Here is a 23,217-nt window from a genome sequence, read left to right on the forward strand (position 1 = left end):
GCAGAATTAACAACAAGGGAGGAGTGACAATGACGTTCAAGTGGATCGAAAAGCCGTCGACGCGGCGCAATTTCCTTAAGGGAGCCGGTGGCGTTTCCGCCGCGGTGCTCACGGGCTTTCCAATGCCGGCACTCAGCCAGTCGAGCGAAGTCACCATCATTTCAGATGAAAACAATGCCGATGCCCTGCAGATTTTGCGGCGCATCGCGGCCGATTTCGAGAAGCAGTCAGGCACCAAAGTTGTGATCAACAACATGGATCACGAGGCCCACAAGACCGCGATCCGCAACTACCTTGTGGCCGGCGCGCCGGATGTCTGCTTCTGGTTCTCCGGAAACCGCATGCGTGCCTTCGTCAACCGGGGCCTGTTCGACGACATTTCGGATCTGTTCGAGAAGGAAAAATACAAGGACGTGCTGGGTGCTACGACCGGTGCCGTCACGGTCGACGGCAAGCAGTATGGACTGCCGACCGGCGGCACGATGTGGGGCATGTTCTATCGCAAGGACGTCTTTGCCGAGCACGGACTTACGGTACCGGCGACCTGGGACGAATTCCTCGCTTACGGCCAGAAATCCAAGGCCGCCGGCCTAATCCCCGTCAGCATCGGCACCAAGGAACTCTGGCCGGCGGCCGGATGGTTCGATCAGATGAACCTGCGCATCAATGGTCTCGACAAGCACTTCGCCTTGATGAACGGCAAGATGGCCTATACCGACCCGGCGCTGAAGCCTGTTTTCGACCACTGGGAGGAGCTGATCAGGCAGGGTTTCTTCACGCCGGATCAAACCTCGTTCGGCTGGCAGGAGGCCGGCGCCTTCCTCGCCCAGAAGAAGGCCGGCATGATGAACCTCGGTGCCTTCGTGAAGGCTACTTTCCCTGAGCAGGATCTCGAGCAGCTGACATTCGCGCCTTTCCCGAAGATTGACGCCGCCCTCGACCGCTACGAAGAATTCTCGGTCAATTCGGTCCACATCCCGGCCAACGCCAAGAACAAGGCGGGTGCCCGCGAGTTCCTCGCCTTCTTTTACCAGCCGGAAAATTTCGGCCCCTATCTGGAACCTGGCGGCAACGTTCCGCCGCGCAACGACCTTCCAGCCAGCAAGGACCCGCTGGTCAACGCGGCTGTGGAAAGCCTCAAGACGGTGGCCGGCACGTCGCAATATTACGACCGCGACACCGATCCCGACATGGCCCAGGCGGGTCTGGTCGGTTTCCAGGAATTCATGGCCAAGCCGGAGCGCCGGGATGCCATTCTTCAGCGACTCGAGGGAACCCGTCGCCGGATCTTCAAGATCTAGCGCCTCCCAGCCGAGGGGAGCGGGGTCTTGCCCGCTCCCCGATGCGTTCCGGTGAATGAGGTCTCCCAAAATGACGAAGCTTTGGCGCCGCCATCGCTGGTGGCTGACACCGACACTTCTGATCCTGCCCGCTGCTGTGCTGTTTTCCGTCGTCATTCTGGCCTCTGCGGTCGAGAGCCTATGGATCAGCCTGCACGAATGGGACGGCTTCAGCCCGATGGTCTGGATCGGCCTTGGCAACTACCGCGAATTGTTCGCCGACCCGCAGTTCTATGTTTCGCTGAAGAACAATCTGATCTGGCTGGTGATGTTCATGCTGGCGCCGCCGCTCGGCCTCGCCATCGCGCTGCTCGTCAGCCAGAAAATCCGCGGCATGCGCCTGCTCAAGTCGCTGTTCTTCATTCCGCTGGTGCTGGCTTCGGTTGCCGTCGGCGTTGTCTTCACCTGGGTCTATACGCCGGAATTCGGACTTCTCGCCCTGATCTTCCGCACCTTCGGCGCGACCGCCCCGGCAGTGCTGTCGGATGAAAACTTCGTCACCTTCGCCGTCGTGATCGCAGCGTTGTGGCCGCAGATCGCCTTCTGCATGGTGCTCTATCTCGCCGGCCTCAACAATCTCAGCGAGGACCTGATCGGCGCCGGGCGGGTCGACGGCGCCAGGGGCTGGAACATGCTGCGCCACATCGTGTTGCCGCAGCTGACACAGGTCACCTTTATCGCCATCGCTGTCACCGTCGTCGGCGCACTGCGTTCCTTCGACATGGTCTCGGTGATGACCAGCGGCGGCCCCTTCGGTTCGTCCGAGGTGCTTGCCTATCAGATGTTCGAGCAGTCCATCTTTTCCTACCGCTTCGGCTATGGCGCGGCCATTGCCTCGGTGCTGTTCGTGATCATGGCGGTCTTCATCGCCTGGTACCTGACGCGGATGATCCGCGCCGATGAAAGGGGCGGCTGATGTTTCCCCGCCCGATTCCCGAAACTGCTATTTGGCAGCGTCGCCTCTATGTCGTGCTGGTGGTCGGCATCCTGATTGTCTGGCTGGCGCCGCTCTTTGCCATCATTCTTACCTCGTTCCGCTCTACGCAGGATGTCATGGGCGGCAATCTGTGGGGCTGGCCGACCCAATTCGGCCTGGTCGACAACTACACGGCAGTCTTCACCCAGACGCCGATGGCCCGCTACTTCCTCAACAGCCTGACGATCACCATCCCCTCGGTGATCGGCGTTCTCATCTTGAGCACGCTCGCCGGGTTCGTGCTCGCCCGTTACCGATTTCGCGGCAACATGCTCGTCTTCGCCCTGTTCGTCGGCGGAAACTTCCTGCCGCACCAGATCATGATGATCCCGGTCCGCGATCTCATGGTGCGGCTCAACCTCTACGACACGATGTCGGCCCTGATCATCTTCCACATCGCCTTCCAGACCGGGTTTGCAACACTGTTCATGCGCAACTTCATCGCCGCCTTGCCGGGAGAGCTGTTTCAGGCAGCCAGGGCCGAGGGCGCGACACCGTTTCAGACATTGGTACACGTCGTCGTCCCACTGGTACGGCCGGCTCTCGCGGCGCTTGCCATCCTGCTCTTCACCTTCATCTGGAACGATTATTTCTGGGCGGTCGTGCTCACCATCAGCGATACCGTAAAACCGGTCACCGCCGGCCTTGCCAATCTGCGCGGCGAATGGATCTCGGCCTGGAACTTGATCTCGGCTGGAACCATCGTCGTGGCTTTGCCACCAGTCGCCATGTTCTTCCTTATGCAGAAGCACTTCATCACCGGCCTCACAATGGGAGCGGTCAAGGGATGAACGACCATGGCTTCAAGGCGTCGCCCATCCGATTCGAAACCGATTTTGCAAGCAGGGCTCCATGACCAGTCTTGAACTCCGGCAGATACAAAAGAATTATGGCACCTATCATGCACTGCGCGGCATTGATCTCAGCGTCGAACAGGGCGAGTTCATTGTCACCGTCGGGCCGTCCGGTTGTGGCAAGTCAACGCTGTTGAAGATCATTGCCGGGCTTGAAACCGTTTCGACCGGTGAAATTCTCATCAACAACCGTGATGTCACCACCACCGAGCCGGGTGAGCGCGGCATTGCCATGGTTTTTCAGTCTTATGCGCTTTACCCGCATATGACCGTCGCCGAGAACATGGGTTTCGGCCTGCGCATGGCGCATCGCCCCAAGGCCGAGATCGATGCCGCCGTGCTGCGAGCCGCCAAGATCCTTCGCATTACCGACCAGCTCGACAAGCGGCCGAAACAGCTTTCCGGCGGCCAGCGTCAGCGTGTGGCGATTGGCCGTGCCATAACCCGCTCGCCCGACGTGTTCCTGTTCGACGAACCGCTATCCAACCTTGACGCAGCGCTGCGCACGCAGATGCGCGTCGAGCTTTCCGATCTGCACGCCAGGCTCGGCGCCACCATGGTCTATGTCACGCACGACCAGACCGAGGCGATGACAATGGCGAGCCGTATCGTCGTGCTCAATCGCGGCTCGGTCGAGCAGGTGGGCGCTCCGCTCGAACTCTACCGCAATCCGGCCAATCTCTTCGTCGCGGGCTTCCTCGGCGCACCCCGAATGAATTTTTTCGAAGTGACCGTCGCCGCTGTCTCCGGCGGCGCCGCCACGCTGTCGACCGCCGGTCTTTCTCCTTTGGCTGTCGAACTGACGGAAGCGGCATCCGTACAGGTCGGCGATAGGGTGACAATGGGGATTCGGCCGGAGAGCATCAGCCTGGCCGCGGAAGGGACAGCGAGTTTTGCAGGACGGGTGCGGCTGGTCGAGCATCTCGGCCGCGAGACCATCCTCTATGCCGACGCCGGCCCGCTGCAATGCGTCAGTTCTGAAAGCGGCAGCGGCAACGTCACCGTCCAGATCGGCCATGCGAGCGCTGTCTCTGCCGACGCGACCGTCGGCTTAAAGGTCGAGCCGCGTGACGTCTATCTCTTTTCCTCTGTCGATGAGCGGACCATCAGTGCCCGTAAACCCACCATCACCGACTGACCTGCAGGAGTATCCTTCGTGAACAAGACTTCAAACGGCCGCGCCCTGTCGGTCTGGCGGACGATCCAGACCGACCGCTTTCTGGTCGGCGCGCCGCATTACCCCGAGCATGTGGACGAGAGTTACTGGGACAATGACGCCAGGCGCATGGCCGAGGCCGGCTTCAACGTCGCCCGCCTCGGCGAATTCGCCTGGCACATTTTCGAACCGCGTGAAGGCACCTTCGATTTCGACCTGTTCGACCGGGCAATCGAGGGCCTCGCGCGTCGCGGCGTCAACACGATCCTGTGCACGCCGACCGCCACCCCGCCGCGCTGGCTGACCGCAAAGCATCCGGAAATCCTGCGGCTTGATGGAAATGGCCGGTCGATGGGCCACGGCTCGCGCCAGTATGCCGACACCAGCAGCCCGGTGTTTCGCGACTATAGCCGCAAGATTACCAGGGCGATGGCGGACCACTACCGCGACAATGCAAATGTCATAGGCTGGCAGACCGACAACGAACTCAACACCAGCATGCCGGAATCCTATTCGCCGTCGGCATTGAAGGAATTCCAGGCTTATCTCCAGGAAACCTACAAGACGATAGACAGGCTGAACTTCGCCTGGGGTGGCGATTTCTGGGCGACGGCTTACGGCGATTTCAGGGAAATTGTCTTCCCGCTGGATTTTTCCCCGTCCTTTCCCGGTCCCGGTCACCTCCAGGACTACCACCGTTTTCTCGCGTTTTCGACAGCACGGTTCCAGCACGACCAGGTCGAGATCCTGAGAGCCACGAATGCCGGTTGGTTCATCTTCCACAATCTCGGCGGATTGCGCGATATCGATTTTCGAGGCCAGTTCTCCACCGATCTCGACTTTGTCGGCTACGATATCTACCCGTTCCTCTATGACGAGTTCTTTCGCCTCGGCAACCACGCCAAGATCCAGGCACTGCATCTCGACATCTGCAGGGGATTTTCCGGCAACTACATAGTGCCGGAACAACAGTCGGGTTTTGGCGCCCAGCCGGGCTTCTGCACGCTGACGCCGGAGCCGGGCGAAATGCGACGCATGGCGATGTCGTCGGTTGCGCGTGGCGCCGATGGCATCATGTTCTTCCGCTGGCGTCCCGCGCATTTCGGCGCCGAGATATACTGGATGGGCATCATCGATCACGATGATGTCGCTCGCCGCCGCTATGACGAAGCGAGGCAGTTCGCCACCGAGATGATGGCGCTTAAAGACAAGATCCTAGGCACCCATGTGCGGATGGATGTCGGCATCGCCGGCTCGGACTTCGACAATCAGGAAGCCCACAAAACCTTCCCGATCGGCTTGCCAAGCCCGCAGGACGACGCAACCTTGCTGCATCAGTATTGCTATGACCGCGGCATCGCCTGCGGCTTCATCCACCCGGAAGACGATCTGTCGAAGCTCAAGGTGTTCTACGTGCCGCATTGGGTGATCTGGAAGGACAGCTGGACCGAGCGGCTGCAAGTCTTTGCCGAAAATGGCGGTACCGTCATCGTTGGCGCGCGCACGGGAACCCGCGACGAAAACAACCACGTCATCCGCGAGACAGCGCCGGGCCGGTCGCTGTCGAAGCTGACCGGTGTTCGCGTCGAGGATTTCGGGCGGCTGGCGGCACCTGGGGCCAATGGCCTGTTCAACACCATGTCGCGCTCCGGCGGGCTCGTCATTCCCCCTGACAGACCGGCCGAATCCAGCCGCCGCATCCGTCGTTATACCTTCGGCAACCACGAGTTCGATGCCGGTTATTTCTATGAGAACCTCGCAGTCGAACCGGAAGTCGAAATTATCGGGGTTTGGTCGAACCGCTACGCGGTGGGAGCGCCTGCAATCACTTCCCGCGCCGTCGGCAAGGGCCGTGTGCTCTATGTCGGCACCTACCTGACTCCGGAACTGACGGCTCAGCTCGCAACCCGCACTTTCGCCGACGCGAACGTGGAGCCTCTGGTTCCGGATCTGCCGGACGGCGTCGAGGTGACGATGCGCGAGAATGATGAACGCCAGCTTCTGTTCATGCAAAACATCAAGGACACGCCGGTTGCGGTAACCGGCGTTCCCGCCGGCAGCAACCTGCTCGACGGCAAAAGGCCTGTCTCCGGAGTGCTGACCCTGGACGGCTATGGCTGTGCTATCATCGAATTGATCTGATGCGATACGATATGCCGCCAGCAGGTTCAAGATAGAAGAAGAGGGAGGTCAGTTTCCAGTCCACAGAATATCGAAAATGGTGAGAGCGTTGATTTTTTGGTTATGTTCTACTGGGAGATTTGGTAGACTGTTGACAGAGGAGGAGAAATTCTGTGGACGAGATGCCGAAAACTACTCGGAATTTGCGTTTCTCCCTGGCGCTTGGAATCGTGTCCTGGCTGTTGCTCGGTTCGTCGGTTCCGGCCGCGGCTGCCAGGCTTTCCCCAGCGCAGGCTTCGGTCGTTACGGCGGAGATAGCAAAGCTCAAATATCCTGAGGAGCGTGCGCTCGCCAAAGGTTGGACGGATGCGAAGAAAGTAGCCGAGTTCATCTGCCGCCCAGCTGCCATGAAAGCGCTAAAGCATCGCATCAAGGGTGTCGATCGGGTGTTTCTGGGGACCGACGATCCCAGCACGCTGCAGCTCGTGAGCAACCGTCGGCTGACGGGCAGCGGCCAGGCCCGAACGGGCGACGACTGGCAAGCCTTCAGCTTTTCCTGCGGGCTGAACCCACAGACCGGGAAAGCCATATCTTTCGAGATTGCCCCCTTGCCGTCAACCGGTTCGGTTCCCGCTGCCGAGGACAAGCCCGCGCCTAAATGGCCGCGTTACTTCGGGCCTGGGCCAGTGCGTTCTCCCACCTTCAATCCAAAGAAGTGGCCTGGTCAAACTCCGTAGCTGCGACGAGCACGGCGTTTGCCGATGCGCCTCTACCCGGATTGTGAAACCAGCCGGACCGAAACGATGCCGGCGAATGGCCCTAAAGTCACGCAAAGAATGATGAACGGCGAACAGCTGTTGACGCTGGAGCAAAAGGGTAATGTCGCACAGGATATTCACATCCTAAATAGAGCTCTTGCGCCTTACAACTGGCAGGATTGTCATAAAACGTTCCAACGATTTTCATGACATGGCAAGACTGTTCTGCTTTTCGGCGAATGCCGCCATTGCGGAACGGCCCCGACTCGCGAACTATACATGGGAGGCGAGCCGACCAACTGTCCGGTCCGGCACTTGGCCAGTCGGGGAGGCGGTATGAACGGCAGGGTTTCGCGGCGCCAGTTCATCGCGGCGGCTGCCGGCGCGGGAATTTCGGTCAAGGTCGGTTTTCTGGGTCGGCCTGCATCGGCGGCGCTCATTGCCAATCCGTCGGACGGTTCGCTGAACTGGATCGGACCGGATGGTCGGCCGCGCTTTCGGATGGATGCCGTGGCCAAGGTCACCGGCGACAAAACCTTCACCCGCGATTTTCGCGCCCGCGACGTGGCGGGCTGGCCGCAGGAACAGAGCCACGCCGTCCTGATCCGTGGAACCCGCGCCGACGCCCCGTTCGCTGGACTGGACCTCTCGTTGCTGGGAGAGGATCTCAAGCCCGACCGGCTCGTTCTCGGCGAAGACCTAGTCCGCGATGGCCTTGCGCCGCCGGAAACAACGGCGCCCGGCTTCTATGGCGACATGTTCCTGGTGCCGAAAGGGCGCACACCGCGCCTGCTTGGCCAGCCGGTCGCGCTCTTGATCTACAAGGATTTCGCGCGGTTCGACGCGGCGAAGCGGCTGGTCCGTTTCGCCGACGACGTCGTGCGCTGGGGTGCGGTCAGCGGCTACGACACGCCACGGCATTACGGCGCCGGCCGTTTCGTGCGCATCGGTGGCGCAACATCGGATGATCCCGACATTTATGCCCCCCTCGAAGGCACGACGATCTACGGCGATTTCGACGGAGATCAGGTCATCTGGCCGAAGCCGGATCAGGGCGGCGATGCCGCCGCGCGTGCCATGTGGGCGGCGGGCGAGATCGAGCGCGAGATTGCGGCTGCCGGCGACGACGCATTGGTCCTGAAGCGAAGCTATTTCTCGCAGTCGGTCGACGCCTCGGCGATGGAGGCCGACAACGGCAATGCCTGGTTCGAGCCGGCCAGTTCGACGTTGCACGCAATCATAGCAACCCAATCGCCCTACGAGGTCGCGACCTCAACCCTGGCGATGCTGTCGAAATCGCAATTCGCACTCAAGGCGCTAGATCTCTCGATCGGCTATACGGTTGGATACGGCACCAAGGACCACTCGATCTTTCCCTATTACGCCGTCCTGGCAGGCCTCTATGGCGACGGGCGGCCGGTGCGCCTTGCCAACGACCGGTTCGAGCAGTTCCAGATGGGGCTGAAGCGCCACGCCTTCTGGATGGAGAACACGCTTGTCGTCGATCGCTCCACGCACGCCTTCCGCATCATGAAGGGGAGCTATCGTACGGATGCTGGTGGGCGGCGCAATTTCTCGCCCGACGTCGGCAACGTCGGCGCCAGCGCTTCGCAGAGTATCTATTACCTACCGAAGAGCGATTTCTCGGTCGAGGTCCGCGCCTCGCGCGCCGTTGACGCCGGCTCGACGCGTGGATACGGCACGCTGCAGACCATGGCGGCGACCGAGATGATGGTCGACGAGGCGGCCGAACTGCTCGGCATCGATCCGATCGAGCTTCGCCTCAAGAATGCGTTCAAGACCGGCATGAAGAACTCGCAGGGTGCCATTCCCGGCGGGCGCTGAGGACGGAAGAGATCCTGGAGCGGGCCCGTGCCCATCCGCTCTGGAAGGATCGCGCCGCGAAGAAAACTGAGTTCGACACCGCTAATCCCGGCAATCACTATGGCGTCGGTTTCGCGCAGGTGCAGAAGGATTACGGGACCGGAGCCGACGCAGCGGTGACCACGCTGTCGCTGGATCCGTCCGGTCGGTTGGCGATGCGGCACAACGGCAACGATATCGGCACGGGCCTGACCACCTCGCAGGCGGTCATGGTCGCCGACATCATCGGCCGGGTGCCGGACGAATGCGCCTTCGGCGTCGTCGACTGGCCGGAAATGCCGCTCGTTTCGACCGAGGAGCCCAATACAACGCCACAGGACAAGGAGGATGCGCTGGCGCAGAATCCGCGCTGGACGCCCTCCTTTGTTTCACCGATGAGCGCTTCCAACAGCGCCTATTTCGTCGGCCACGCAACGCGGACGGCGGCGCGCGCACTGCTGCGCCTGTCGCTCAGGCCGGCGGCAGTCGCGCTCTGGTCGAGCGGGCCGGGTGGCGGGCAGGCGCGGCCGCTCGCGATCGATATCGCGGATGCGCGGGTGGTCGATGGCAGGCTGACGGCCGGTGGAATGGAGCCGCTCGGACTGGAGCAACTCGCGGCAGCGGCGCACAAGCTTGGCCTGGTCACGGGCGTCAGCGTCCATGTCTTCAACCGCTGGCAATGGGCGGAGGCGGTGTTCGACGTGCCGAATGTCGGCACGGTCCGGTTGCCAGCCGATGCACTGTCGGCGTGCTATGGCCAAGGCGCGCCGGCTGAATTGAAGGCCCTGATGACCTCGGATGGCTTCCATTTCCTTGACCGGCGTGAGGTGTTCTACCTGCCGGTGCAGCGCCTGAATGCTGCCGTCACCTATTACACCGGGATGGCGACGATCGCCGAGATCGCCGTCGACACCGCCTCAGGCGAGGTGAAGCTCCTGTCACATCATTCGATCCTCGAATGCGGCACTCAGGTCGTGCCGGAACTCGTCTCCGGTCAGATCCAGGGCGGTCTGGCGATGGGAGTCGGGCACGCCTTGCTCGAGGAGTTGCCACTCTATGAGGACGGCCCCGGCGACGGCACCTGGAACTGGAACCGTTATCGCTTGCCGCATGCAACAGATGTCGCGGTCTGGACGCAGACGTCGGAGGTGCTGCCGCCGCTTTCTGAAACCGATCCGCCGAAGGGAATGGCCGAGGTAGTGATGATCGCGATCGTTCCGGCGATCGCCAATGCCGTGAACCATGCCATCGGCAGGCGCTTCTATCAGACGCCGATCACATCCGAGAAAATCCTGGAGGCCCTGTCGTGACCCTCGCCACGCGACCACTCTCCATGACCGTCAACAATCGGACGGTCGGCCCGGTCGATGTGCCGGACGATCTGATGATGATCGACTTCCTGCACGAATATCTGAACCTTACGGGATCGCGGCTCGGCTGTGGCCAGGGCATCTGCCATGCCTGCGCGATCATCCTCGATGGGCCGGATGGAAGCTCCCGGGAAATCCGGAGTTGCATCACCGGAGCGCATTTCTTCGAGGGCAAATCTGTCCGCACCATCGAGGCACATGCCGAACGCGACGCGAACGGCAATGTCGTGCGCCTCTCTCCGGTCCAGCAGGCCTTCATCGAGCATTTTTCCTTCCAGTGCGGCTATTGCACGCCGGGCTTCGTCACCGCCGCGACCGTGTTGATCGAGCATCTGAAGACGGCGCCCGTCCGGCGTGCCGACGTCGAACAGACGATCGAGCAGGCGCTTGCGCCGCATATCTGCCGTTGCACCGGTTATGTCCGCTATTACGAGGCCGTTCGTGACGTGATCCTGAGCACGCCCGGGCTGGTACAGGGCTGAGGCGCGATGATGAGGCGCCCCTGGATATTCCGCCTGCCGCGCTTTCTAATTCTCGGTCTGGCGGTCACTGTGATCGCAGCGCTGGCGGTCTTCCTCGGCCTGTTCGAAAAGAGCGCCGTCAGCGCGGTGGTCGATAGGCCGTTGTCAGCCGAGGAGATGCAAAAATTGGCTCCGCAGGGCCGGTATCTTGCCCAGGCGGCCGATTGCGCCGCCTGTCATACGGCGCCGGGCGGCGCGCCCTTCGCCGGCGGTCTCGCCTTTGCCATGCCCTTCGGCACGCTCTACGCCTCCAACATTTCGCCGAACAAAGAGACCGGCATCGGCGCCTGGACCCGGGCCGACTTCCATCGCGCCGTCCGCGACGGCGTTGGGGCGCATGGCCGGCATCTTTATCCGGCCATGCCCTATACGTCCTATCGGCGGCTCACGGAGGCAGATGTCGATGCGATCTACGCCTTCCTGATGACACGCGAGCCGATCCGGCAGGCGAATCGGGCGGGCAGCTTTCCGTTCCCCTATGTCCGCCGGTTCATGACCTTCTGGAACCTGATTAATCTTCCCTCCCGAACGGTTGCCGAGGACGCGGCCAAATCGCAGGACTGGCATCGCGGACGCTATCTGGTTGATGCACTCGGCCATTGCGGCGAATGCCACACGCCACGCGATTTCACCATGGCCACGATCCCGAGCCGATATCTCCAGGGCGCGCGGATCGACAATGTCGACGCACCGGACATCACCACGGCCAGTCTGGCGCGGTTCGGCTTCGACCGCGACGGTCTCGCCGCTTACATGCGCGCCGGGCTTGGGCCGGAGGGGGTGATGAGCTTCGGCATGTTCGACGTGGTGCACAATTCGACACGGCATCTGGACGAGGCGGACGCCAAGGCGATGGCGACCTATCTGATCGGCGAGGCGGCGTCCGCACCCGAACCCGGCAAGCCGTCTGCCGCGACCGAGGCTGCCGCCGGCCGACGCGTCTATGTCGAGGCCTGTTCCGGCTGTCATGGCCTGAACGGCGAAGGCACGCCGCATGTCGCGCCGGCAGTGACCACCAATGTGTCGCTGCGCCTGCCGAGCGCCCACAATTTGCTGGTAATCGTGCTGGACGGCCTTCCGGCTCGCATCTATCCGCACGGCGAAGCGCGGCAGGACATGCCGGGCTTTCGTGAACTGCTGACCGACCAGGAAATCGTGGATCTCGGCAATTACTTGCGCGTCAAGTGGGGCGGGACCAGTCCCGACATTACGCCGCAAAGCGTCGCGGACGTGGCAAAACGAAACTGAGTAAGCCTGATCCTGGAAGTCGACCGGTATCGGCAGCTCACAGGCTGGTATCGCCATTGCCGTTGCTCACATTCGATGCCGGCAGCTACACTACCGTTTCGACCATCGAGATCGATGGCGGCATCTCGTTTCATCGTTGTGAGCGCCATGAATTTCGACATCCCCGTCCGCACCGAGGCCTTCCGCAGCCGGATCGCCGATTTCGTCGAGCGCGAAATCCTGCCGCTCGAGGCAGACAAGGCTTCCTATGACGGCCATGGCAACATCGCGCTGCCGCTGCTCGAAACGCTGCGGCCAAAGGCGAAGGCGGCTGGCCTGTGGTGCCTGCAGTTGAAACCCGAGACTGGCGGGGCGGGCCTTTCCAAGGTGGATATAGCTGTCTGCTATGAGGCGATGAACCGCTCGATCTTCGGTCCGGTCGTGTTCAATTCCGCGGCTCCCGACGACGGCAACATGATGGTGCTGGAACGGTTGGGGACGCCGGAGCAGAAACAGAGATGGCTGAAGCCGATCGTCGATGGCAAGGTGCGCTCGGCTTTCGCAATGACGGAACCGCATCCGGGCGGCGGGTCGGACCCGTCGATGATCATGACCAGAGCCGAGCGGCGCGGCGACAGATATGTCGTCAGCGGCCGCAAATGGTTTATCACCGGGGCGCAAGAGGCGAGCCATTTCATCCTTGTCGCACGCACCTCGGACGATCCGCGTCACGGCCTTTCGGCCTTGCTGTTCCACAAGGACCAGCCGGGCTGGCGGATCCTGCGGCGCATCGAGATCATGGGACCGGAAGAACATGGCGGCCATTGCGAGCTGGAATTCGACGGGCTTGAAATCCCGGTCGAGGACGTGCTTGCCGGCGAAGGCAGCGGCCTCAGGGTTACCCAGGTCCGGCTCGGTCCAGCGCGGCTCACCCATTGCATGCGCTGGCTCGGCCTTTCCAAGCGCTGCGTCGAAATCGCGCGCGCTTATGCCGCCGAGCGTAGCGGCTTCGGGCAGCTTTTGGCCGACCGCGAGAGTATCCAGCTGTTGCTCGGCGACCTTGCCATGCGCATCGAGATCGGTCGCTTGCTGGTGATGAAGGCGGCCTGGGAGCTCGATCGCGGTGGCTTTGCCCGCAAGGAGGTTTCCATGGCCAAGATCCAGGTCGCCAATGTGCTGCATGACGCCGCCGACGTGGCGATCCAGATCAACGGCGCCCGCGGCTATTCGAAAGACACTGTGCTCGAATGGATCTACCGCTATGCCCGCCAGGCTCGCCTGGTCGACGGCGCCGACGAGGTTCACAAGATGGTGCTCAATCGCTTCCTCAACGAGGAAGGTACAGGCTTCTGGCGCTGGCATGTCGAAGCCGGCACGCAAGATGACACAGGTCGCAGCGGGAACGGCTGAGCCGGCAATGAGGACGGATTTCGATCCAACGCGCCTGGAGGATTTTCTGAGAGCGCATTTTGGCGATGGCCAGATGTCGCTTGAGCGGATCGTCGGCGGCCAATCCAATCCGACCTATTTCGTCGACTATGGCGGCCGCCGCATGGTGCTGCGCAAGAAACCTCCGGGACCGATCCTGCGCGGCGCTCATGCCGTCGATCGCGAATACAGGGTGATCGAAGCGCTCGCGGAGACAGAGGTGCCGGTGCCGCGGCCGGTGCTCTTTCACGACGGCGACGAGCCGCTTGGCACGCCGTTCTATCTGATGCAGCGGCTCGACGGCCGGGTGTTCCACGATGGTGCGTTGCCGGGACTGGCGCCGGACGAGCGGCGCGGCATCTATTTCGGCATGGCCGAGGCGCTGGCAAAGCTGCACGCAGTCCGGCCGGAAGAAGTCGGGCTCGGCGATTATGGCCGTCCCGGGAACTATTTTGAGCGACAGATCGCGCGCTGGACCAGACAGTTGCGGGAATCGCCGAGCGAGCGCATCACCGCGCTCGAAGCCGTCGCCGAATGGCTGCCGCGACATCTTCCGCCAGATGACGGCCACGTCTCGATCGCGCATGGCGACTTCCGTTTCGGCAATCTCATCTTCCATCCCGAGCGGCCCGAAGTGATCGGCATACTCGACTGGGAGTTATCGACGCTTGGCAATCCGCTCGCCGATCTCGGCTTCTGCTCGATGCCCTGGCATTCCTCGCCTGACGAATATGGCGGCATCCTCGGCCTCGATCAGGCCGCGCTCGGGATTCCGACACAACGCGAATTCCTCGATCATTACTTCGCCCACGCCGTGCCGACGGCGCCGCTGCAACGGTTCCATCTGGTGTTTGCCATGTTCCGCTTTGCGGTGATCTTCGTCGGCATCGCCGACCGCGTGCTGGCCGGCAGCGCGGTTGCGGCCGATGCGGCGGATGTGGCACCGCTGGCCGGCCATTTCGCTGCACGCGCCATGGAAGTCATCCACGGCGCGCGGCCCTGGTGAGGAGAGGCTGGCAATCGGCTGAGCGAGCCGCACGCGATACGCGTTCAGTTCATTCGAACTTCCGGTTCCGCCAGCAGTGGAATCTCCAGGCCACGCCGCAAGCCGGTGGCGACGACCGACACCCTGAATTTTCCGGCGAGTGCCTTGTCGAAGATGGCGCCGACGATGATGTCGGCATCGTTGTCGACCTCCTCGCGGATGCGGGTAGCCGCTTCATCGACCTCGAACAGCGTCATGTCCATGCCGCCCGATATCGAGACAAGGACGCCCTTGGCGCCCATCATCGAAGCTTCGTCGAGCAGCGGGTTGGCGATTGCCGCTTCCGCCGCCTTCTTGGCACGGCCTTCTCCGGCGGCCTCGCCGGTTCCCATCATGGCGCGGCCCATGTCGCGCATCACCGACTTCACATCGGCGAAGTCGAGATTGATCAGCCCTTCCTTGACGATCAGATCGGTGATGCAGCCGACACCTGCATAGAGAACCCGGTCGGCCATGGCGAATGCGTCGGCGAACGTGGTTCTGGCGTCGGCGATCCTGAACAGGTTCTGGTTGGGGATGACGATGACGGTATCGGCGCTTTCGCGCAGGCGCTCGATGCCGTCATCGGCAGCGTGCATGCGGCGCCTGCCTTCGAAGACGAATGGCTTGGTGACGACGGCGACGGTCAGTATTCCAGCTGCCCGCGCTGCCTGCGCTATAACAGGCGCGGCACCTGTTCCGGTTCCACCTCCCATGCCGGCGGTCACGAAGCACATATGCGTTCCAGCAAGGTGATCCATGATCTCGTCGATGGATTCCACGGCCGCGGCACGGCCGACCTCGGGCAGGGACCCGGCGCCCAGACCTTCGGTGATATGAGCGCCCAACTGGATCAGCCTCGTTGCCTTCGACATGGCAAGGGCCTGGGCATCGGTGTTGGCGACGATGAATTCCGCGCCCTGCAGGCCTTCGGCGATCATGTTGTTGACGGCGTTGCCGCCGCCGCCGCCGACCCCGACGACGGTGATCTTAGGCCTCATCTCCGAGATTACCGGCCTCGTCGCGGTGTTCATTGCCGTTCTCCCTGGATACGCCGAGTGGTCGCTGGAAGCTTGTCCCGGGCGCACTGCGAAAACTTTGAACCGGGCAGTGCGAATCAGAACAGCCCAGAATGCAGGGAATCAGAGCGCGGAGCGGGCTGCAAGTGCGCGATGTGCCTCTTAGGCGACTTGCGCCTGAAAGTTCACGCAATGCGCCTCAGATCGTGGCGCGGGCGCCGCACGCTACAACTTCGGCGCGAGGCGCTGCGCGACATGATCGGCAATCGCCAGGCAGGAGGTCAGGCCGGGGCTTTCGATGCCGAACAGGTTGAGCAGGCTGTCCACGCCATGCACCGCCACGTCCTGGATGACGAAGTCGGCATTGGCCTCACCGGGACCGGACAGTTTTGGCCGGATGCCGCTATAGGCGGGCTGCAGGCTGCCATCGGCCAGGTCCGGCCAGTATTTGCGGATCTCGCTGTAGAAGCGCTCGCCACGAGCTGGATCGACGCGATAGTCGAGTTGATCAGTCCATTCGACGTCCGGCCCGAAGCGGGTGACGCCGTCGAGATCGAGCGTCAGATGAACACCGAGTCCGCCTGGTTCGGGTACTGGATAGATCAGCCGCGAGAAGGGCGCCCGGCCGGCCACCGAAAAATAATTGCCTTCGGCGTAATGGAGCTTTGGCACGAACTGCTGATCTAGCCGTTCAAGCGAGCGGGCAAGCGCTGCGGCGCTAAGCCCGGCCGCATTGACGAAGCGTGTGGTAGCGATCTCGAAGCGCTCGCCGCCGGTAGCGTCCACCGTGTCGAGCACGACGCGGCCCGCTTCGATGCGGCCGGCGGCGACGCGGGTGTTGAGGCTGAGTGCCGCCCCGTGCTCCTCGGCATCAGCCAGCAAGGCAAGCATCAGGGCATGGCTGTCGACGATCCCGGTGGCCGGCGACAGCAGCGCCGCCGTGCACTTGAGGCTGGGCTCCAGCGCATGTGCCTCGGCTTCGCTCAAGGGCGCCAGGTCGCCGGCGCCGCAAGCGCGCGCATTGGCCCGGATCGAGGCGAGCACCGGCTCCTGTTCGGCATTTGTGGCGACGATGAGCTTGCCGCAGCGCAAATGCGGGATCGCACGCTCGTCGCAGTAGCGATAGAGCTTTTCCCGGCCCGCCACGCAGAACCGGGCTTTCAGCGATCCAAGTGGATAGTGGAGGCCGGCGTGGATGACCTCGGAATTGCGCGAACTTGTTCCGGTGCCGATGGCGCTCTCGGCTTCCAGCACCAGCGTGTCGATGCCGCGCTTCGCCATCTCTCGCGCGATCGCCAGGCCAACGACGCCGGCGCCGGCGACAATGCAGTCGATTTGGTCCACGATCAGGTCAAGCCGAAGTTCTGCATGCGTCCATCCATCCGCTGGCCCTGTCGAAAGCGCTTGACACTATATCGTTCGAGAAAGATGCATCAAACCGCATAATGCACGGGGCCTGCCGATGCGGACCCGCACAGGAGCCATCATGGACGCACGACCGAACTCCCCCGAAGCCCGCGACATAAGCTTTCACATGCATGGCTACACCAACGCCCGCAAGCATCAGGAGGCAGGGCCGCTCGTCATCGAGAAGGGCGACGGCATCTATGTCGAGGACCTCGCCGGCAACCGCTATATCGAGGCGATGGCCGGGCTTTGGAGCGTCGCGGTCGGTTTTTCGGAGAGGCGGCTGGTCGATGCGGCGGTACGGCAAATGTCGAAGCTGCCTTACTATCACGACTTCGGCTCCAAATCGCATTCACCGCTGATCGATCTTGCCGAGAGACTGGTGCAGATGGCGCCGGTGCCGATGAGCAAGGCGTATTTCACCAATTCCGGCTCCGAGGCCAACGATACGGCCATGAAGATGATCTGGTACCGGTCGAATGCGCTCGGCCAGCCGGCGCGCAAGAAGATCGTCAGCCGCAAGAAGGGCTATCACGGCGTCACCATTGCCTCGGCGAGCCTGACCGGACTGCCCAACAACCACATCTCGTTCGATCTGCCGATCGCCAATGTGCTGCATACCTCGACACCGCACCATTGGCGCGAGGCGCTGCCGGGTGAAAACGAAGAGCAGTTTTCGAGCCGGCTCGCCGACGAGCTGGAAAAGCTGATCCTGGCCGAAGGACCGGAAACCATCGCCGCCTTCTTCGGCGAACCGATCATGGGTGCTGGCGGCGTCATTGTTCCGCCTTCCGGCTACTGGGAGAAGATACAGGCGGTGCTGTCGAGATACGACATCCTGCTTGTCGCCGACGAGGTGATCTGCGGCTTCGGCAGAACAGGTGAGATGTTCGGCTCGCAGACCTTCGGCATCAGGCCCGACATCATGGTGCTGTCGAAGCAGATCTCTTCGTCCTATCTGCCGATCTCGGCCCTGCTGATCAACGAAAAAGTGTTCGAGCCGATTGCCGACGAAAGCAATCGTATCGGCACCTTCGGCCACGGCTTCACCGGCGGCGGCCATCCTGTTGCGGCAGCGGTCGCGCTCGAGAACCTGAAGCTGATCGAGGAGCGCGATCTTGTCGGCAATGCGCGCACCGTCGGTGCGCATATGCAGAAGCGGCTGCGCACGCTCGCTTCGCACCCGCTTGTCGGCGAGGTGCGCGGCATCGGCCTGATCGCGGCGGTCGAACTGGTCGGCGACAAGGTGAACAAGGCGCCGTGGGGCACGGTTGGTGCCTTGGGCGGACTCGTCAACGGCTTCATGCAGCAGAACGGCGTCATCTCGCGCAATATGGGCGATGCGCTGGCTTTCTGCCCGCCGCTGATCATCACCGAGCCGCAGGTCGACCAGGTGATCGACGCGTTTGAACGGTCGCTCGAGGCTGCCGCCAAGCAGGTCCGATCGCAGAGCTGATCGCGCTATTGAGGGACGCCGACCGCATCCGGCACAACGACCAGCTTGCCGACGAAGTCCTTGGCGATGAAATCGGCCTGGGCGCGATGGAAATCGGAGAGCTTGTAGACGCCGCCGACCAGCGGCCAGATCTTCTTCTCCTCGATGTAGCGCACGATGCGGCGGAAATCCGCCCGCGTGCCCTGGCTCGAGCCGTGCAGTTGCAGCTGTTTCAGATACATGGTGCGCAGATCTAGCTGCACGACGGGGCCGGCAATTGCACCAGCCGTGGTATAGCGGCCTTCCGACCTCAAGATGCGCAGGAGATCGTTGAAGATCGCGCCGCCGACCAGATCGGCCACCACGTCGATCGGCTGGCCCCCGGTCGCCGCGCTGACGGCGGCCGGCAGATCGGCAACGCCACGGGTGATCACCGCCTCGGCGCCGATGTCACGCACGGCCTGTTCCTTGCCCCTTGCCGGCAATTGCATAGGGAATGGCGCCGCGCGCCCGCGCCAGCTGCACGATGCCGGAGCCGACGCCGCCCGAGGCGCCGGTGACCAGCACACGCTCGCCGGCTTTCAATGAGGCGCGTTCCAGCATCTGCTCGCCGGTGAGATAGGCGCAGCAGAACGTGGCGAGTTCGACATCGCTCAGATCGGTGTCGACGACATGGGCGTTTTCGGACGGTACTGCCTGGTATTCGGCATAGCCGCCGTCGCGGCCATGGCCCATATAGTCGATGTCGGCGAGTGAATCGTCGTCGCGATTGTAGATGGAGAAATCGACCATCACCCGCTCGCCGATGCGAGCCGGCGACACGCCGTCGCCGACGGCAACGATGTTGCCGACCGTGTCGGTGCCCTGGATGCGCGGGAAGGTCAGTGTATTGCCCTGTCGACGCCAGGTCGACACAGCGGCGGCATCCTCCTCAGTGCCATACGCGCCCTGTCGCACCCAGACATCGGTGTTGTTCATACCGCAAGCGGTGACCTTGACCAGCACCTCACCCGGGGCGGGCGAGGGCACTTTGACGTCGGTGCGGTAGACGAGCTTTTCCGGTCCGCCGTGCCCGATCAACTGCACGGCGGCCATGGTGGCGGGGATGGTCTTGGTCATGGCATTCATGTCGGTTCTTCAGATGTTGGCATGTCGGTTCTTCAGATGTTGGCAAACACGCTCTTCACCGCATCGGCCGTCTTGGAGACGACGATGTCTGCCTCTTCCCGCGTCAGGCAGAGCGGCGGCGCAAAACCGAGAATGTCGCCCTGCGGCATGGCGCGGCCGATGACGCCGCTTGCCGCAAGCGCGGTCGCGATCTGCGGACCGATCTTCTGCGAGGCATCGAAGAACACGCGATCGTTCTTGTCGGCGACGAACTCGATTGCCGCCAGCATGCCGTCGCCGCGCACCTCGCCGACGTTTTTGTGGCCACCGACGGCTTTCGTCAGCTCGGCGCGGAAATAGGCGCCGGTCTCGCCGGCGTTCCGTACCAGGTCCATCTCGTCGATCAGTTCCAGGTTGGCGACGCCGGCGGCGACGCAGATCGGATGCGCCGAATAGGTCCAGCCATGGCCGAGCGAGCCGAGCTTGTCGGAACCCTGCACCAGCACCTGCCAGACCTTGTCGGAGACGATGACTCCGGAGAGCGGCGCATAGGCCGAGGTCAGGCCTTTGGCGATGGTAATCAGGTCGGGCTTGATGCCGTAATGGTCGGAGCCGAACATGGTGCCCAGCCGGCCGAAGCCGGTGACGACCTCGTCGGCAACCAGCAGCACGTCGTACTTCTTCAGCACCGCCTGGATCTTCTCCCAGTAGCCGGCCGGCGGCGGCACGATGCCGCCGGTGCCGAGGATCGGCTCGCCGATGAAGGCGGCGACCGTTTCCGGCCCTTCGGCCAGGATCATCTCCTCGAGCTTGTCGGCGCAGTATTGCGAAAACTGCTCCTCGCTCAGCGAGCGGTCGGCGCGGCGGAAATAGTAGGGCGCCTCGGTGTGCAGGACCGGCGCACGCGGCAGGTCGAAGGCGTTGTGGAAAAGGTCGAGGCCGGTCAGCGATCCGGTCATGATGCCGGAGCCGTGATAACCGCGCCAGCGCGAGATGATCTTCTTCTTCTCGGGCCGGCCGAGCACGTTGTTGTAGTACCAGATCAGCTTGATGTTGGTTTCGTTGGCGTCGGAACCGGAGAGGCCGAAATAGACCCTCGACATGCCTTGCGGCGCGCGGTCGATGATCATCTTGGAAAGCGTGATCGATGCCTCGGTGCCGTGGCCGACATAGGCATGGTAATAGGCGAGGTTCTTGGCCTGTGCGGCGATGGCGTCGGCGATCTTCTGGCGGCCATAGCCGACATTGACGCAGTAGAGCCCGGCGAAGGCGTCGATGCTCTTCTTACCGGTATTGTCCCAGATGGTGACGCCTTCGCCACCGGCAATCACACGCGTCGGGCTCTCGCCACGCGCATGGGTGCCCATATGGGTCGAGGGATGGAAGAAGTGATCGCGATCCCAGGCGGCGAGTTCGTTTGACTGGTCGAGCATTTTTTTACTCCTGAGAAAAATGTGTCGGGCGCGGCTCACGCAACGTCGAGGCAGAGATATTTGAGATCGGTAAAGGCTTCGAGCCCGTGACGCGAGCCCTCGCGGCCGATGCCGGACTGCTTGACGCCGCCGAAGGGGATCGGCGCGCCGGTGATCTTGACGCGGTTGATGGCGACCATGCCATAGTCGAGCGCGCGACCCATGCGCAATTGCCTGCCGCCATTCTCAGTCACGACATAGGCAACCAGGCCGTATTCGGTGGCGTTGGCGCGGGCGATGACCTCGTCCTCGCTGTCGAAAGGCGTCACTGCCGCAACCGGACCGAAGGTCTCCTCGCGCATGATCAAAGCGTCGTCTCCAACGTCGGCAAGCACGGTCGGCTGGTAAAACAGCGGCCCGGCCGGATGGCGCTTGCCGCCGGTCAGGCAGCGCGCGCCTTTGGCGAGCGCATCGGCCACCTGCTCCTCGACCTTCTTGGCGGCGCGTTCATGCATCAAGGGTCCGATTTCGGTGTCGTCAGCCAGGCCATTGCCGGCCCGCAATGCCTGGACGCGTTTGGCGAAAGCAGCGCAGAACCGATCGTATAGCGGACGCTGGACATAGATGCGGTTGGCGGCGAGGCAGTCCTGGCCGGAGGTGGCGAATTTGGCGTCGACCGCGATGGCCACAGCCTTGTCGAAATCGGCGTCGGCGAAGACGATCAGCGGCGCATGACCGCCGAGCTCCATCACCAGACGCTTCATCGTCGGCGCACTCTGCGCGGCGATCAACCTGCCGACCTCGGTCGAGCCGGTGAAGCTCATGGCGCGAACGCGCGGGTCTTCGCACATCCGCCCAACGATGGTCGAAGCCTTGCCGGTGAGGACGTTGAACACGCCAGCCGGCAGGCCGGCACGTTCGCCAAGCTCGGCCAGCGCCAGTGCGGACAGCGGCGTTTCCGAGGAAGGGTGCGCGGCGATGGTACAGCCGGCGGCAAGAGCGGCAGCCGCCTTGCGGGTCAGCATGGCCGCTGGAAAATTCCACGGCGTGACCACGCCGACGACGCCGAGCGGCTCGCGCCGCACCATCATCTCCGCGCCCGGCAGATGACTGGTGACGCTTTCGGCGTTGAGGCGTTTGGTCTCCTCGGCATACCATTCGACAAAAGAGGCGGCGTAGTCTATCTCGCCGAGCGATTCCTTCAGCGGCTTGCCTTGTTCTAGCGTCATCAGCAGCGCCAGGTCATTTTTGGCGGCGATGATCAGATCGAACCATTTGCGCAAGATTTTCGAACGTTCCTGCGGCAGCAATGCGCGCCAGGCGGAAAAGGCGCGCGATGCCGCATCGATCGCCGACGTCGTCTGCCGGGCATCGAGCGCGGCAACGAAAGCGACGGTGGATCCGGTGGCCGGATCGGTCACCTCGAAACTCTCCGCGGTCTCGCTTGCCGTCCAGTGGCCATCGACATAGGCGAGTTCACGCAGCAGCCGTCGGTCGGCGAGGCGATCAAGCGCTTCATGGCGCTGCGAGCGGGCAAAATGTGCGGACATCATCGGGCTCCCGGTTCGGGTGACGCCGCAAGACTATCTCTGCCGCGCAAACAGAGAGGCTGTTTCGGTGCCTGCACGTAGAGAGATTGTCTCTATTGCATCGCCCGGGCAGACGATCTCTCCTGTATCAGGAAGATGCGGGCAGCAGATCGGCCACTGGCAGCACACTCTCCTCCTTCACCGTCTTGGTGACGATGTAGGTGAAATAGCGGTCTATGCCGATCTCGCGTTCGAGCAGAGTGTCAACCAGCCGCTGATAGGCGTCGATGTCGCGCGCCATCACCTTCAGCAGGTAATCGACGCCGCCACCGACAGACCAGCAGGCGACGATCTCGGGGATGTCGCGGATGACGCGCTCGAAACGGTCGAAATCGGCCTGGCGGTGGCTGGCCAGCGTCACCTCCATCAGCACGGTGGCGACCGGCGCGATGGCACGCATGGCGATCCTGGCGTGATAGCCGGAGACGATGCCGGCCTTTTCCAGCTTGCGCAGCCGCATCCAACACGGCGTCGGCGACAGGCCGACCTTCTCGGCCAGCGCCAGCTTGGTGATGCGCCCGTCGCGCTGGATGGCGTCGAGGATTTTCAGGTCGATCGGATCGAGTTTCGCTGCAGCCATGATCGTCCACTTCCAGTGCCGGACACCATG

19 protein-coding genes and 1 pseudogene are annotated in these 23,217 nt (G+C 62.7%); 14 read left to right on the forward strand and 6 right to left on the reverse strand.

Annotated features, from left to right (window positions below; genetic code table 11):
- Nucleotides 1-29 precede the first annotated feature (29 nt).
- The 13 genes from NKJ09_RS18960 to NKJ09_RS19020 all read left to right on the forward strand — a co-directional run bounded on the left by NKJ09_RS18960 (nt 30) and on the right by NKJ09_RS19020 (nt 14,620).
- Nucleotides 30-1,301 (forward strand): ABC transporter substrate-binding protein, encoded by a 1,272-nt coding sequence (locus NKJ09_RS18960; RefSeq protein WP_023720672.1) that lies wholly within the window; start codon nt 30-32, stop codon nt 1,299-1,301.
- A 70-nt stretch (nt 1,302-1,371) separates the two neighbouring features.
- On the forward strand, nt 1,372-2,256 hold the full coding sequence (locus NKJ09_RS18965) for a carbohydrate ABC transporter permease (RefSeq protein WP_023720671.1): 885 nt from the start codon (nt 1,372-1,374) through the stop codon (nt 2,254-2,256).
- Nucleotides 2,256-3,107, forward strand: coding sequence for a carbohydrate ABC transporter permease (locus NKJ09_RS18970; RefSeq protein ID WP_023720670.1), 852 nt, complete (start codon nt 2,256-2,258; stop codon nt 3,105-3,107). The genes NKJ09_RS18965 and NKJ09_RS18970 overlap by 1 nt, the downstream gene beginning before the upstream one ends.
- Before the next feature lie 61 nt (nt 3,108-3,168).
- Nucleotides 3,169-4,308, forward strand: a complete 1,140-nt coding sequence (locus tag NKJ09_RS18975) for an ABC transporter ATP-binding protein (RefSeq protein ID WP_023720669.1) — start codon at nt 3,169-3,171, stop codon at nt 4,306-4,308.
- An 18-nt stretch (nt 4,309-4,326) separates the two neighbouring features.
- Entirely contained in the window at nt 4,327-6,468 is a 2,142-nt protein-coding gene (locus NKJ09_RS18980; protein ID WP_352484035.1) for a beta-galactosidase, read from the forward strand.
- Between the two features lie 152 nt (nt 6,469-6,620).
- A complete protein-coding gene (locus NKJ09_RS18985) occupies nt 6,621-7,184 on the forward strand; it encodes a hypothetical protein (protein WP_352494472.1) in 564 nt (187 codons plus the stop codon).
- An 18-nt stretch (nt 7,185-7,202) separates the two neighbouring features.
- Nucleotides 7,203-7,415, forward strand: coding sequence for a hypothetical protein (locus tag NKJ09_RS18990; RefSeq protein ID WP_352763305.1), 213 nt, complete (start codon nt 7,203-7,205; stop codon nt 7,413-7,415).
- A 126-nt stretch (nt 7,416-7,541) separates the two neighbouring features.
- Nucleotides 7,542-9,050, forward strand: a complete 1,509-nt coding sequence (locus tag NKJ09_RS18995; protein WP_352515662.1) for a molybdopterin cofactor-binding domain-containing protein — start codon at nt 7,542-7,544, stop codon at nt 9,048-9,050.
- A 14-nt stretch (nt 9,051-9,064) separates the two neighbouring features.
- On the forward strand, nt 9,065-10,378 hold the full coding sequence (locus NKJ09_RS19000) for a molybdopterin cofactor-binding domain-containing protein (RefSeq protein WP_352515672.1): 1,314 nt from the start codon (nt 9,065-9,067) through the stop codon (nt 10,376-10,378).
- A 23-nt stretch (nt 10,379-10,401) separates the two neighbouring features.
- Entirely contained in the window at nt 10,402-10,920 is a 519-nt protein-coding gene (locus tag NKJ09_RS19005) for a (2Fe-2S)-binding protein (protein ID WP_352494542.1), read from the forward strand.
- A 6-nt stretch (nt 10,921-10,926) separates the two neighbouring features.
- Nucleotides 10,927-12,207 (forward strand): cytochrome c, encoded by a 1,281-nt coding sequence (locus NKJ09_RS19010; protein WP_352494469.1) that lies wholly within the window; start codon nt 10,927-10,929, stop codon nt 12,205-12,207.
- A 147-nt stretch (nt 12,208-12,354) separates the two neighbouring features.
- Nucleotides 12,355-13,596: an acyl-CoA dehydrogenase family protein gene (locus tag NKJ09_RS19015; RefSeq protein ID WP_352494541.1), complete on the forward strand. Its 1,242-nt coding sequence runs from the start codon at nt 12,355-12,357 to the stop codon at nt 13,594-13,596.
- 7 nt (nt 13,597-13,603) lie between these two features.
- On the forward strand, nt 13,604-14,620 hold the full coding sequence (locus tag NKJ09_RS19020) for a phosphotransferase family protein (RefSeq protein ID WP_352494468.1): 1,017 nt from the start codon (nt 13,604-13,606) through the stop codon (nt 14,618-14,620).
- Nucleotides 14,621-14,664: 44 nt separating this feature from the next.
- Here NKJ09_RS19020 and ftsZ read toward each other — a convergent pair whose 3' ends face one another.
- Complete coding sequence (ftsZ, locus tag NKJ09_RS19025; protein ID WP_023720665.1) at nt 14,665-15,672, reverse strand: cell division protein FtsZ; 1,008 nt, start codon at nt 15,670-15,672, stop codon at nt 14,665-14,667.
- A 210-nt stretch (nt 15,673-15,882) separates the two neighbouring features.
- A complete protein-coding gene (locus NKJ09_RS19030; protein WP_352494467.1) occupies nt 15,883-17,001 on the reverse strand; it encodes an NAD(P)/FAD-dependent oxidoreductase in 1,119 nt (372 codons plus the stop codon).
- A 142-nt stretch (nt 17,002-17,143) separates the two neighbouring features.
- Here NKJ09_RS19030 and NKJ09_RS19035 point away from each other — a divergent pair, with 142 nt between their 5' ends.
- Nucleotides 17,144-18,520 (forward strand): aspartate aminotransferase family protein, encoded by a 1,377-nt coding sequence (locus NKJ09_RS19035; RefSeq protein ID WP_352494466.1) that lies wholly within the window; start codon nt 17,144-17,146, stop codon nt 18,518-18,520.
- Nucleotides 18,521-18,525: 5 nt separating this feature from the next.
- On the opposite strand, the pseudogene NKJ09_RS19040 reads toward NKJ09_RS19035, so the two are convergent.
- The 4 genes and pseudogenes from NKJ09_RS19040 to NKJ09_RS19055 all read right to left on the reverse strand — a co-directional run bounded on the left by NKJ09_RS19040 (nt 18,526) and on the right by NKJ09_RS19055 (nt 23,187).
- A pseudogene (locus NKJ09_RS19040) lies at nt 18,526-19,627 on the reverse strand (alcohol dehydrogenase family protein).
- A gap of 32 nt (nt 19,628-19,659) precedes the next feature.
- Complete coding sequence (locus NKJ09_RS19045) at nt 19,660-21,039, reverse strand: aspartate aminotransferase family protein (RefSeq protein WP_352494465.1); 1,380 nt, start codon at nt 21,037-21,039, stop codon at nt 19,660-19,662.
- Nucleotides 21,040-21,074: 35 nt separating this feature from the next.
- Nucleotides 21,075-22,568 carry an NAD-dependent succinate-semialdehyde dehydrogenase gene (locus NKJ09_RS19050; protein ID WP_352494464.1) on the reverse strand — a complete coding sequence of 498 codons (1,494 nt, stop codon included), beginning with the start codon at nt 22,566-22,568 and terminating at the stop codon, nt 21,075-21,077.
- Nucleotides 22,569-22,695: 127 nt separating this feature from the next.
- Complete coding sequence (locus tag NKJ09_RS19055; RefSeq protein WP_352484028.1) at nt 22,696-23,187, reverse strand: Lrp/AsnC family transcriptional regulator; 492 nt, start codon at nt 23,185-23,187, stop codon at nt 22,696-22,698.
- Nucleotides 23,188-23,217: the final 30 nt, after the last annotated feature.

This window comes from Mesorhizobium sp. M0189 (genome assembly GCF_040322135.1).
In the GTDB taxonomy this organism is placed as follows: domain Bacteria; phylum Pseudomonadota; class Alphaproteobacteria; order Rhizobiales; family Rhizobiaceae; genus Mesorhizobium.

Coding starts and splice junctions, on each gene's coding strand:
- NKJ09_RS18960 (WP_023720672.1), top strand. CDS start 30: ATGACGTTCAAGTGGATCGAAAAGCCGTCGACGCGGCGCAATTTCCTT.
- NKJ09_RS18965 (WP_023720671.1), top strand. CDS start 1,372: ATGACGAAGCTTTGGCGCCGCCATCGCTGGTGGCTGACACCGACACTT.
- NKJ09_RS18970 (WP_023720670.1), top strand. CDS start 2,256: ATGTTTCCCCGCCCGATTCCCGAAACTGCTATTTGGCAGCGTCGCCTC.
- NKJ09_RS18975 (WP_023720669.1), top strand. CDS start 3,169: ATGACCAGTCTTGAACTCCGGCAGATACAAAAGAATTATGGCACCTAT.
- NKJ09_RS18995 (WP_352515662.1), top strand. CDS start 7,542: ATGAACGGCAGGGTTTCGCGGCGCCAGTTCATCGCGGCGGCTGCCGGC.
- NKJ09_RS19005 (WP_352494542.1), top strand. CDS start 10,402: ATGACCGTCAACAATCGGACGGTCGGCCCGGTCGATGTGCCGGACGAT.
- NKJ09_RS19010 (WP_352494469.1), top strand. CDS start 10,927: ATGATGAGGCGCCCCTGGATATTCCGCCTGCCGCGCTTTCTAATTCTC.
- NKJ09_RS19015 (WP_352494541.1), top strand. CDS start 12,355: ATGAATTTCGACATCCCCGTCCGCACCGAGGCCTTCCGCAGCCGGATC.
- NKJ09_RS19020 (WP_352494468.1), top strand. CDS start 13,604: ATGAGGACGGATTTCGATCCAACGCGCCTGGAGGATTTTCTGAGAGCG.
- ftsZ (WP_023720665.1), bottom strand. CDS start 15,672: ATGAACACCGCGACGAGGCCGGTAATCTCGGAGATGAGGCCTAAGATC.
- NKJ09_RS19035 (WP_352494466.1), top strand. CDS start 17,144: ATGGACGCACGACCGAACTCCCCCGAAGCCCGCGACATAAGCTTTCAC.
- NKJ09_RS19045 (WP_352494465.1), bottom strand. CDS start 21,039: ATGCTCGACCAGTCAAACGAACTCGCCGCCTGGGATCGCGATCACTTC.
- NKJ09_RS19050 (WP_352494464.1), bottom strand. CDS start 22,568: ATGTCCGCACATTTTGCCCGCTCGCAGCGCCATGAAGCGCTTGATCGC.
- NKJ09_RS19055 (WP_352484028.1), bottom strand. CDS start 23,187: ATGGCTGCAGCGAAACTCGATCCGATCGACCTGAAAATCCTCGACGCC.